The organism is Microbispora sp. ZYX-F-249, assembly GCF_039649665.1.
GTDB classification, from domain to species: domain Bacteria; phylum Actinomycetota; class Actinomycetes; order Streptosporangiales; family Streptosporangiaceae; genus Microbispora; species Microbispora maris.
Window position 1 is genome coordinate 131,302 of record NZ_JBDJAW010000006.1, and the last position, 11,491, is coordinate 142,792.

General features: G+C 71.4%; 10 protein-coding genes. 3 read left to right on the forward strand and 7 right to left on the reverse strand.

Features of this window, described 5'->3' with window-relative positions; all coding sequences use genetic code 11:
* Nucleotides 1-15: 15 nt before the first annotated feature.
* Complete coding sequence (locus AAH991_RS10185) at nucleotides 16-1,332, reverse strand: hemolysin family protein (RefSeq protein ID WP_346225516.1); 1,317 nt, start codon at nucleotides 1,330-1,332, stop codon at nucleotides 16-18.
* A 156-nt stretch (nucleotides 1,333-1,488) separates the two neighbouring features.
* Here AAH991_RS10185 and galE point away from each other — a divergent pair, with 156 nt between their 5' ends.
* Nucleotides 1,489-2,442, forward strand: coding sequence for a UDP-glucose 4-epimerase GalE (gene galE, locus AAH991_RS10190; RefSeq protein ID WP_346225517.1), 954 nt, complete (start codon nucleotides 1,489-1,491; stop codon nucleotides 2,440-2,442).
* Between the two features lie 39 nt (nucleotides 2,443-2,481).
* Here the strand turns inward: galE and AAH991_RS10195 are convergent, their stop codons facing one another.
* Nucleotides 2,482-3,357 carry a CARDB domain-containing protein gene (locus tag AAH991_RS10195; RefSeq protein ID WP_346225518.1) on the reverse strand — a complete coding sequence of 292 codons (876 nt, stop codon included), beginning with the start codon at nucleotides 3,355-3,357 and terminating at the stop codon, nucleotides 2,482-2,484.
* A 141-nt stretch (nucleotides 3,358-3,498) separates the two neighbouring features.
* Nucleotides 3,499-4,926, reverse strand: coding sequence for an MDR family MFS transporter (locus tag AAH991_RS10200; RefSeq protein WP_346225519.1), 1,428 nt, complete (start codon nucleotides 4,924-4,926; stop codon nucleotides 3,499-3,501).
* A 55-nt stretch (nucleotides 4,927-4,981) separates the two neighbouring features.
* On the opposite strand from AAH991_RS10200, the gene AAH991_RS10205 reads away from it, so the two are divergent.
* Complete coding sequence (locus AAH991_RS10205; protein ID WP_346225520.1) at nucleotides 4,982-5,518, forward strand: PadR family transcriptional regulator; 537 nt, start codon at nucleotides 4,982-4,984, stop codon at nucleotides 5,516-5,518.
* A 24-nt stretch (nucleotides 5,519-5,542) separates the two neighbouring features.
* Here the strand turns inward: AAH991_RS10205 and AAH991_RS10210 are convergent, their stop codons facing one another.
* From AAH991_RS10210 to AAH991_RS10225, 4 genes are all read right to left on the reverse strand, one after another.
* On the reverse strand, nucleotides 5,543-7,645 hold the full coding sequence (locus AAH991_RS10210) for a protein kinase domain-containing protein (RefSeq protein ID WP_346225521.1): 2,103 nt from the start codon (nucleotides 7,643-7,645) through the stop codon (nucleotides 5,543-5,545).
* 190 nt (nucleotides 7,646-7,835) lie between these two features.
* Nucleotides 7,836-9,053 carry an NADP-dependent isocitrate dehydrogenase gene (locus AAH991_RS10215; RefSeq protein WP_346225522.1) on the reverse strand — a complete coding sequence of 406 codons (1,218 nt, stop codon included), beginning with the start codon at nucleotides 9,051-9,053 and terminating at the stop codon, nucleotides 7,836-7,838.
* 108 nt (nucleotides 9,054-9,161) lie between these two features.
* The gene (locus AAH991_RS10220; protein WP_346225523.1) at nucleotides 9,162-9,446 is read right to left on the reverse strand and encodes a DUF3017 domain-containing protein; all 285 of its coding nucleotides are present in this window, start codon (nucleotides 9,444-9,446) and stop codon (nucleotides 9,162-9,164) included.
* A 42-nt stretch (nucleotides 9,447-9,488) separates the two neighbouring features.
* Nucleotides 9,489-10,610: a citrate/2-methylcitrate synthase gene (locus tag AAH991_RS10225; protein WP_346225524.1), complete on the reverse strand. Its 1,122-nt coding sequence runs from the start codon at nucleotides 10,608-10,610 to the stop codon at nucleotides 9,489-9,491.
* A 181-nt stretch (nucleotides 10,611-10,791) separates the two neighbouring features.
* Here AAH991_RS10225 and AAH991_RS10230 point away from each other — a divergent pair, with 181 nt between their 5' ends.
* Nucleotides 10,792-11,460: an FHA domain-containing protein gene (locus AAH991_RS10230; protein ID WP_346225525.1), complete on the forward strand. Its 669-nt coding sequence runs from the start codon at nucleotides 10,792-10,794 to the stop codon at nucleotides 11,458-11,460.
* Nucleotides 11,461-11,491: the final 31 nt, after the last annotated feature.

The following is an 11,491-nucleotide window of genomic DNA, read 5'->3' on the forward strand; positions in this document are numbered from 1 at the left end:
GGGCACGCCCGCCGGTCAGCCGGCCGCCGCCGGCGCCGCGTCCTCGGGGGGATTGCGGGTGACGCGGACGCGGGAGACGCGGCGGCCGTCCATCTCGGTCACGGTCAGCCTGACGCCCGGCGCCTCGGCGACCTCGCCGCGCTGGGGCAGGTGGCCGAGGGCGGCCATGACGTACCCGCCCAGGGTCTCGTACGGCCCGCTGGGCAGCCGCACGCCCGTCTGCGCGTGGAACTCGTCCAGGTTGACCAGCCCCTCGACCTCCACGTCTCCGGCGATCATCCGGACGGCGTCGCCGCTCTCGTCGTACTCGTCGCGGATGTCGCCCACGAGCTCCTCGACCAGGTCCTCCAGCGTCACGATGCCGTCGGTGCCGCCGTACTCGTCCACCACGATGGCGAGGTGGTGGCCCTCGTCGCGCATCTCGGCGAGCGTGGCGAGGACCCGCTTGCTCGCCGGCACGAGCTTGACCGGGCGGATCGGCACGACCTCGCTGATCGGCTCCAGCCGTCCGGTGCGGACCGGGTCGAGCAGGTCGCGTACGTGGACGAACCCGATGACGTCGTCGTAGGTGTCGCGGTAAACGGGGAACCGGGAGTGCGGCATGGCGGCGGCGAGCACGGCCGCCTCGGCGAGCGGGGTGTCCGCGGCCATGAACTCGACCTCCGTACGGGGCAGCATGACCTCCCTGAGCTGCCGCTTGCCCGCCGCGAACACCTCGGCGATCACGTCGCGCTCGTCCTGGGTGAGCTCCGCGTGGCCCACCACCATGTCACGCAGCTCCTCGGTGGTCATGGCCGCCCTGTCGGCGGACGGGTTGCCGCCGAGCAGCCGCACGATGCCGTTGGTCGACTTGGACAGCAGCCAGATCACCGGCCTCGACAGCATGGCGATCCGGTCGAGCAGCGGGGCGGTCATGAGCGACAGGCTCTCCGCCCGCTGCCGGCCGAGCCGCTTGGGCGCCAGCTCGCCGAGCACCAGCGTCACGTACGAGATGGACAGCGTCACGGCCACGAACGCGACCGGTGCGGCCACGCTCTTGCGCAGGCCCCACGCCTCCAGGACCGGGGCGAACCGCGGGCCCAGCGCGTCGGCGCCCAGCGCGGCCGACAGCACGGTCGCCACGGTCACCCCGACCTGGATGGCGGACAGGAAGCGGTTGGGGTCGCGGGCGAGCTTCTGCACCCGCGCGCCGCGGCGTCCCTCGCGGCTCAGGCGGCGGATCTGGCTCTCCCGCAGCGAGACCATCGCCATCTCGGCCGCGGCGAAGAATCCGCCGATCAGGATGAATATCAGAACCAGGGCGATGGTCACCGCGACGCTGCTCAACGTCATCAGTCCGTTCGGGTGTCAGGCGTGCCAGACCGGTCGTCGCAACCCCCCGACTTGCTGAGATTGCGGTACTGGTGGCATTTAACCCGCTCCTCATGGGAAGCGCGTAAGCTAGGCCCTGTACGTACATAATCCAACACGCTCGAACAGGAGCAAACAGTGAAGCTGCTGGTTACTGGTGGAGCCGGGTACATCGGCAGCGTCGTGGCGGCGCAACTCCTTGAGGAGGGGCACGAGGTCACGGTGCTCGACGACCTGTCCACCGGGCATGCCGACGCGGTGCCGTCCGGGGCCTCGTTCGTGCAGGCGTCGATCACCGAGGCCGGCGGCGTGCTCGCCGACGGGTACGACGCCGTGCTGCACTTCGCGGCGAAGTCGCTGGTGGGCGAGTCGGTCGAGAAGCCGGGGCTGTACTGGTCGCACAACCTCGGCGGCACGCTGGCGCTGCTCGACGCGATGCGGCAGGCCGGGGTGAACCGGATCGTGTTCTCCTCCACGGCCGCCACCTACGGCGAGCCGGAGCGCACGCCCATCCTGGAGACCGACCCGACCCGCCCGGGCAACCCCTACGGCGCGTCCAAGCTCGCCGTGGACACCGCGCTCACCGCCTTCGCCGGGCTGTACGGCCTGGGCGCGGTCAGCCTGCGGTACTTCAACGTGGCGGGAGCGTACGGCGAGTTCCGCGAGCGGCACACGGTCGAGACCCATCTGATCCCCAACATCCTCAAGGTGGCGCTCGGCGAGCGCGAGTCGGTCGGCGTCTTCGGCACCGACTACCCCACGCCCGACGGCACCTGCGTCCGCGACTACGTCCACGTCGCCGACCTCGCCCGGGCGCACCTGCTCGCCCTCGACGCCTGCACTCCCGGCGAGCACCGGATCTACAACCTCGGCAGCGGCACGGGCTTCTCGGTCAAGGAGGTCGTGGACGTCTGCCGCGAGGTGACCGGGCACCCCATCCCGACGACCGTCGCGCCGCGCCGTCCCGGCGACCCGGCCGTCCTGGTGGCGTCGTCGGAGAAGATCCGGCGGGAGCTGGGCTGGAAGCCGGTCCACACGACGCTGCGGGACATGGTCGCCGACGCCTGGACCGCCTCCACGAAGCCCGCCTGAACCCCCGACGCCCCTGGTGTCGGCCTGTTTCGGCGGCATTCAGGCGCGGCGCAGGGCCACCCGTACGCTCGCCTTGTTGTTGGCCGGACGGCGGTCGCCGTAGCGACGCGAATAGACGGTGGCCATCGTGGCCACGGCGTGCGAGGCCCGGGACGGCACCCGGAAGACCAGTTCGAGCAGCCCCCGCGACCCCGACCTGATCGGCGGCAGCGAGCACCCCACGAACTGGCGGTTCCCCCGGCAGCGCCCGCCCCTCGCGGACAGCAGCCGGGCCTCGCGCGGCTGGAAGAACACGTACGCGTCCCGCACCACGCGCGGCCCGCGGTTGCGCACCTCCGCCCGCACGGAGAACCAGTGGCCCGGGCGGATGAACCGGGTCGAGGAGCGGAACCGCATCGCCAGGTCGGCTCCCTCGTCGACCCTGGTCACGGCCTCGGCCGTGTTGTCGGTCTCGTCCTGGTCGATCACCTCGGAGGTCAGGTCGGCCCGTGCCCGCAACGGGCCGTGCGCGCCCGGCGCGATCACTCCCGTGATCGTCATGTCGCCCGAGCCGCCGGACAGGACGTCGTCGGACGAGCGGCAGACGACCCGGTTGCGCGCCTCGCCCGGCTCGCACTCGGCCACGCCGACGTTGACGACCTGGAAGTCTTTGGGCAGCCGCACCCGCAGGGTCGGCAGCACGGCGTCCCCCGGGCCCTTGTTGTGGACGGTGACGTGGTAGGTCAACGGCTGCCCCGGCTGCGCCACCTTCGGCGAGGCGGTGATGCCGACCTCGAGGTCGGCCGCGCCCCACGGATTCTGCAACGGCTCCTTCACCGGCACCGGCCGGGGCGCCTCCCCGGAGAAGGCGAGCGCCGGCTGCGGCGCTCCGGCGACGAACACACAGACCAAACCCGTGACGACCCTACGACCCATGCCGCTCCCCCGAACGCTTGAGATCAATTCAACCGTGCCGGACGTGCCCCGCGCACCGTCCGACACGCCGCGCACAGCGCCGCTGAGCTGGAGTCCCACGCGTCCGTCCCACGCCCCTCACACGCTCGTCAGGGGCCCGTCTCAGGCGGCGACGAGGTCCTGCTGGGGTGCGGGCCTGCCGAGCCGCACCCCGCCCCGCGGCAGCAGCGCGAGCGCGAGGAGGGCGACGACCGCCCCCACGACCCCGAGCCAGGGGATGACGGTCGCGGTCGCGGCGGCGTGGGCCGCCGGCAGGCCGTGCCCCGGCGCCTCCCGCGTGACCACCGACGTGTACGCCGTGCCGGCGAGGGCCAGCGCGACCGAGCCGCCGATCTGGCGGAAGAAGGTCAGGTTCGCACTGGCCGTGCCGATGTACCGGGGCGGCACGGCCGACTGGATCGCTACGGTGAGTCCGGACAGCATGGGCCCCATCCCGAGCCCGATCAGCGCCATCCACGCGACGAGCATCGGGGTCGAGGTGCCGACCGCGAGGTTCGCGCACAGCGCCGTGCCCGCGACCAGGAAGAACGGCGCGATCACCAGCCACGGCTTGTAGCGGCGCGTACGCGAGATCAGGGCGCCGGTGACCGCGCTGCCCACGACCATCGCCAGCATCAGCGGGTAGATGTGCAGCCCGGAGGATGTTGCGCTCAGGCCGTGCGCCTCCTGGAAGTAGCGCGGCAGGAACACCACCCCGGCGTACATGCAGAACGCCGTGAAGAACGACGCGACGTTGACCAGCGAGTACGTGCCGTTCGCGAACAGGTGGAGCGGCACGATCGGCTCGGCGGCCCGCCGCTCGACGAGGACGAACACCACGAGCAGCGCCAGGGACACGCCGATCGGCCCGGCGACCGGCCCGCTCGTCCAGGTGTGGCCGTCGATCCCCTTCTCGGTCAGCCCGACGAGCAGCGCGCTGATCGCGGCGCTGAAGACGGCGATGCCCAGGTAGTCGGGCCGCGCCCCGCCGTGGCCCGGCCGGTACGGCAGCCGCCACACGATGATGGCCACCAGGACGGCGCCGATCGGGACGTTCACGTAGAAGGCCCAGCGCCAGCTCGCGTGGTCGGTGAACAGCCCGCCGAGGAACGGCCCGGCGATGTAGCTCAGCGCCATCACGCCGCCGAGCGCGCCCTGCACCCGCCCGCTGCGCTCCGGCGGGAACAGGTCGATCACCAGTGCCAGCGAAAGCGGCAGCAGCGCGCCCGCGCCGAGCCCCTGCACGCCGCGGAAGGCGATGAGCTGCCCCATGCTCTGCGCCATCCCGGACAGGATCGAGCCGAGCAGGAACAGGACCACCCCGATCAGCAGAAGCGGCTTGCGCCCGTACGCGTCGGACAGCCGGCCGTACAACGGGACCGTGACGGTCGAGGTGAGGAGATAGGCGGTCACCACCCAGGTGTACAGGCCGGTGCCGCCCAGCTCGGCGGTGATCCTCGGCAGCGCGGTGCCGACGATCGTCTGGTCGAGCATCGCCAGGAACATGCCGCCGAGCACGGCGAACAGGAGGAGTCCGTTTCTGGATCGCATGTGTCGAAGGTGACATGTAAGAATAGACATGTCAACCCAGATATATAGTGGGGGCATGTCCCTGCGCATCGCTCTTCTCGGTCTCCTGACGGCATACGGCTCGGCGAGCGGCTACGACCTGACCAAGGCGTTCGAGAAGTCGGTGGCCCATGTCTGGCAGGCCGGGCACAGCCAGATCTATCCCGAGCTGGCGAAGATGACCGCGGACGGGCTGGTGACGGTCGAGGCGGAGGGCGCACGGGGGCGCAAGATCTACGCGATCACGCCGGAGGGCCGCGCGGAGCTGCGCGCCTGGCTGGTCGGGCACGACCCCACGGGCCCGGCGCGCAACGAGGTCGCGCTCCAGGCGTTCCTGCTCCCGCTGCTCGACCCCGGGGAGGCGCTGGCCGTCCTCGAACGGCTGAAGGCGTACGTGGAGCACAAGCTGGCCGAGCTGGAGGCCCTCTGGGCGATCAAGCACTCCTCACCCGTCCCCGAGGGGACGACCGGGGTCAGGTTCGGCAACCTCGCCCTGGACCTCGGCATCCGGCAGACCCGCACGACCCTCGCGTGGGCGAACGACGCCATCGCCGCGATCGGGCGCCGGGCCTGACCTCTCCCTTGCCGGCCGGAGGGCTCAGCGGCAGGCCAGCATGGGCGGCGCGTCCCGCTCGGGGTCGAAGTCGACGTTGCCGAAGTGCTTGCGCAGCAGCGCGCGCATCGTGCCGTCGTCGTACATCCGGGTGATCGCGTCCGCCACGGCCTTGCAGGTGCGCACGTCCTTCCTGGGCAGGCCGACGGCGTAGCGCTGGTCGGTGAGCCGCAGGCCGAGCACCGACAGCTTCAGGCTCGCCACCCGGTTGCCGAAGCCGGCGATGATCAGGTCGTCGCCGGGGACCGCGTCGACCTCGCCGCGCGTCAGCAGGTTCATGCACTCTGCGTAGTCGCCCACCGGGACCTGCTCGACGCCCGCCTTGTCCGCGACGAGCCGGGCGATGCTGCTGCCGGCGGGCGCGCACATCCGGCGTCCGGCCAGGTCCTCCAGCTTCTTGATGCGCGAGCCCGCGAGCACGAGCAGGTCGGCGTGGGCCGTGTAGTACGGCCCGGCGAAGGTGACGGCGTCGCCGCGGTTGTCGTCGTAGGAGTAGGTCGCCACGACCATGTCGACGCTGCCGTCGGCCAGCGACCGCACCCGGTCGCCGACGCCCACCCTGCGGAAGGTGATCCCCTTCGCGGGGACCTTGAGGCTTCTGGCGATCGACGTGGCGACGTCCACGTCGAACCCGCTGAACCCGTTCGACTGCTGCAGCGCGACCCCGGGCACGTCTCCCCGCACGCCGATCGTCAGCCGCCTGGTCTTCAGCGCCTTCTCGTACACCGAGGCGTACGTCGCGCTCGGGCGCGGGGACCGCGACGCGACGGTGGCGTCGCCGGTGCCGCTCTGCGCGGGCTCGCCGCCGAACGCGAAGCCGGTCTTGGCGGCCAGGATGGCGCCCGCGGCGGCCACGACGGCGAGCGCGGCCGCGATCGCGCCGATGAGAGGGCCCTTCCGGCGGCGCCGCGCCGGCCCGGCCCCGGCAGGCCCGATCCCGCTGCGCCCGGCCCCGACCGGCACGGCGCCCGCCCCGCCGGACCCGGCGGGCCTCGGGTCGGTGGGGCCGGGAGACGCGCGGAACGCCGGGGACGCCCCGGTCGGCACGTCGTTCCCGGTGGTGCCCGCCTGCCCGGCCGTCCCGGTCCACGCGCCGGCGCCGGTCCACGCGGCGTTCCCGGCCGGTGCGCCGCTCCCGGTCCGTACGCCGCCGGGCGGCAACGGGCCCGCGCCGGTCGGCGTGACGCGGCCCGGACCGGTGCGCGCGAACCGCGTGGCGTCGGGGTCGGCCGCGTGGGCGGCGCCCTCCGACAGCACGACCGCCGACGCGTCGCCCGACGCCGCACGGCCCAGCAGGCTGAGCAGGATCTGGTCGGCCGTCGGCCGCTCGTCCGGCGACTTGCGCAGGCACGCCCGGACCACCCCGCCGAGCGGCTCGGGCAGCATGCGGGTGTCGATGTCGTGGTTGAGGATGCGGTTGAGCACGACCGCGATCGAGGTCCCGCCGAACACGACGTCCCCGGTCGCGGCGAACGCGATCGTGGCGGCCCAGGAGAACACGTCGGCCGGGGGCCCGACCTTGCCGCCGGAGATCTGCTCGGGCGCCATGTACGCCGGCGTGCCGATCGCCCGGCTGGTGATCGTGGCGGTCGAGTCGAGGATGCGGGCGATGCCGAAGTCCACCACCCGGGGGCCGTCCACGGCCAGCAGCACGTTGTCCGGTTTGAAGTCACGGTGGACGATGCCCGCCTGGTGGATGGCGGTGAGCGCGGTGGCCGTGCCGACCGCCAGGCGCTCCAGACCAGAGCCGGTCAGCGGCCCGTCCGCCTCGACGGTCTCGCGCAGCGACCGCCCGTCGATGAACTCGCTCGCGATGTACGGCGTGTCGCCCTCGAGGTCGGCCGCCAGCACCCGGGCGGTGCAGAAGCTCGCCACCCGCTGGGCCGCGCGCAGTTCCCGCGCGAAGCGGGACCTGGCGGTCGCGTCACCGGAGAACTTGACGTGCAGCAGCTTGACCGCCGCCCGTCCGCCGGCCTGGTCCTGGCCGTGGTAGACCACGCCCTGCCCGCCCTCGCCCAGACGGCCGGACAGCACGAAGGGACCGAGCCTGGTCGGATCCCCCGGTTGTAGCGGCGCGATCTGCGGCATCCCCGTTCCCCACGATTCGGCAAAGTACCGGCCAGCAGAACTTTACGGCCCCGGCGCGACGCTTCCGCGGCCTGATACCGCGCCGTGACGTCAGGAAGTCGTGACAAAGCGGCGAGCGGTCCGTACCCGAAGGTAACGGGAAAGGGGCCGCCCGGAACGACTCCGGACGGCCCCCGCCGACGAAGAGGCCTTACTGCGCCATCTTCTTCTTGAGGTTCTCGTCGAGCGCCGCGAGGAAGTCCTGCGTGGTCAGCCACTCGGCGTCGCCGCCGACCAGGAGCGCGAGGTCCTTGGTCATCTGACCGCCCTCGACGGTCTCGACGCAGACCTGCTCCAGCTTCTCGGCGAAGTCGATGACCTCGGGCTGGTTGTCGAGCTTGCCGCGGTGCTGCAGGCCACGGGTCCACGCGAAGATCGAGGCGATCGGGTTGGTGGAGGTCGGCTTGCCCTGCTGGTGCTGGCGGTAGTGCCGGGTCACCGTGCCGTGCGCCGCCTCGGCCTCGACGGTGCGGCCGTCGGGGGTCATGAGCACGCTGGTCATGAGGCCGAGCGAGCCGAAGCCCTGCGCCACCGTGTCCGACTGCACGTCGCCGTCGTAGTTCTTGCAGGCCCACACGTACCCGCCCTCCCACTTCAGGGAGGCGGCCACCATGTCGTCGATCAGGCGGTGCTCGTAGGTGATCCCGGCGGCCTCGAAGTCGGCCTTGAACTCGGTCTCGTAGACCTCGGCGAAGATGTCCTTGAACCGGCCGTCGTACGCCTTGAGGATCGTGTTCTTGGTCGACAGGTAGACCGGGTAGCCGCGGTTGAGGCCGTACCGCATCGAGGCGCGGGCGAAGTCGCGGATCGACTCGTCCAGGTTGTACATCGCCAGGGCGACGCCGGAGCCGGGGAAGTCGAAGACGTTGAGCTCGATCGGCTCGCTGCCGTCCTTCGGCGTGAACGTCAGCGTCAGCGTGCCCTCGCCGGGAATCTTCAGGTCGGTGGCGCGGTACTGGTCGCCGAAGGCGTGACGGCCGACAACGATCGGCTTGGTCCAGCCGGGCACGAGCCGCGGGATGTTCGACATGATGATCGGCTCGCGGAAGATGACACCGCCGAGGATGTTGCGGATGGTCCCGTTCGGGGACTTCCACATCTTCTTCAGGCCGAACTCCTCGACCCGCGCCTCGTCCGGCGTGATGGTCGCGCACTTCACGCCCACGCCGTACTGCTTGATGGCGTTGGCGGCGTCGATCGTGACCTGGTCGTCGGTGGCGTCGCGGTGCTCAATGCCGAGGTCGTAGTACTTCAGGTCGACGTCGAGGTAGGGAAGGATCAGCTGGTCCTTGATGAACTGCCAGATGATCCGGGTCATCTCGTCGCCGTCGAGCTCGACGACCGGGCCCGCTACCTTGATCTTGGGCATGCGTGGGGTTCCCCTTCTGAATTAACTGGCCAGCACGTCCTTTTTGAGGCTCACTGGCCGTTGAGGCTATCGGACGGGTGTGGGTAAGTCCGCGACGAGGTCGTGTCCCTACGAGTCGTGCAGCCGCAGCAGCATGAGCAGCGAGCCGATGACGAGCGCCGCGCCGAACGCCGCCAGTGTGAGCGCGTCCATCCGCCGGCCGCGCACCGCGAGCGCGCCCGCCCGGCGGTCGGAGACCGTCACCCGGATCAGGGATCCGAAGAGAAAGCCGAATCCCATGATCGCACCACCCGCGGGCGCCGGCGCACCCAGGCCGATCGCGCCCAGCCCGGCGGCGGCACCCGCCGCCACCAGCAGCCACGGCCCCCAGGCCGTGCTCTCACTCGTTCTCACGTCTCTCCCATGCCTGCCACTGTGGTCCTCGGCGCCTCCCTGTCACCGCTCGTCGATGGGCGCCCACTTCCGGTCGCGCTCGCCGATGTACTCGCTGTCCGGCCGGATCAGGCGGTTGTCGGCGTGCTGCTCGATCACGTGGGCGGTCCACCCGGACATCCGGCTGACCGAGAACACGGGCGTGAACAGGTCCGTCGGGATGCCGAGATAGTGGTAGACGGTCGCCGCGTAGAAGTCCACGTTCGGATACAGGTGCTTGTCCGCGAAGACGACCTCTTCCATCTCCCGGGACATCCGGTAGTAGGTATCGTCGCCCGAGGCCTCGGCCAGCTCCTGCGACATCCGCCGCAGGTGCGTCGCCCGGGGGTCCTCGGTCTTGTAGACGCGGTGCCCGAATCCCATGATCTTCTCGCCCGCCGCCAGCTTGTCCCGCACGGCCTGGGCGACGCCGCGAGGGTCCAGCGCTTCCAGCGTACGCATGACCTGCTCGTTCGCGCCTCCGTGGAGGGGGCCCTTGAGCGTGCCGATGGCGGCGACGATCGCCGAGTGCATGTCGGAGAGCGTCGCGGCGCACACGCGGGCGGCGAAGGTGGAGGCGTTCATCGTGTGGTCGGCGTGCAGCACCAGGCAGGTGTCGAAGATCTCGACCTCGCGCCGCTCGGGGCGGCGGCCGGTGATCTGCAGCAGGAAGTTCGCGGCCGTGCTCAGCTCGGGATCGGGCTCCGGCAGGTCCGCCCCCGTCCTGGCCGCGTGATAGCGGGCGACGAGGACGGGCTGCTGGGCCGTGAGCCTGGCGGCCTTGCGGCGGTTGGCGTCGGCGGCGTTGGAATCCTTGTCCGGGTCGTCGGCGCCGGCCAGGGAGACCAGCGTGCGCAGCGCCTCCATGGGCGCCTGTTTCGCCGCGATTTCGGAGATGTTGCTCTCGGCGAGCGCGCCCAGGGTGCGGCCTGCGACCAGTTCCTCGCCGTAGCCGGCGAGCTGCTCGCGGGTCGGCAGAGTGCCACGCTGCAGCAGGTGGGCCACCTCTTCGAACGTCGCGTGGCCGGCCAGGTCGTGGATGTCGTATCCCCGGTAGAAGAGACGACCGGCTTTGCCGTCGATGTCGCTGATCGCGGTGGATGCGGCGACGACATCGGCGAGGCCTTTGGTGGGCTTGTCCGCCATGGGTGTTTCCTCCGCTTATCTCCGTGCGAAGTCTACCCGTGAGCAGGTAAAGCACCTCTCAAAGGTCCAGACCAATTTCAGGATTGATTCTGCTCACGGCAAAGGCGATTCCCCCTCGCCACGGGTGGGTAAGCCGCAGCTATAGGGAAAGTAACGGCGGGCTACCTGGGGAGGAACTGCCGTGGAGGGGCCGTTCATACGGATCGAGGACAGCGGCGAGGTGGTGCCGCTGCGCCCCGACGTCACCACGATCGGCCGCGGCCGGGGCGTGGACATCCGGCTGACGGATCCGAGCGTGTCACGGCTGCACGCCGAATTCGTCCGTCGCGGGCCCTACCTGTACGTCGTGGACCTGGGCCTGTCCCGCAACGGCACACGAGTGAACGGCAGGCCGATCGCCAGGAGGGTCCTGGACGACGGCGATGTCGTCTCCTTCGGGGCCGCCCGGGCCCGGGTCGGCGGGATCCCGCGGGAGGACCTCGCCCCCGAGGTCGAGCTGCGCCGCGCCGCCGCGCCGGAGCTCACCCGCCGGGAGGTCGACGTGCTCACGTCGCTGTGCCGCCCCGCGCTGTCCGACGAGGCGTTCGTCGCGCCCGCGACGGCCCGGGAGATCGCCGACGACCTCGTGGTGACCGAGGCGGCGGTCAAGCAGCACCTGCTGCGGCTGTACCAGAAGTTCCGCATCCCGGAGGGCACCAACCGGCGCACCCGGCTCGCCAACGAGGTCGTCGCCCTCGGCCTCGTGCGGCCCACGCCGGTCGTGCCGCCGCAACGGGCCGGCGGTCCGGCCGAGCCGGACCCGCAGCCGCAGCCGCAGCCGCGGACCCCCGCGGGCCGGCGGGCGTCCTGAGGCCACGCCCACCGGCCGCCGGGGATGAAAT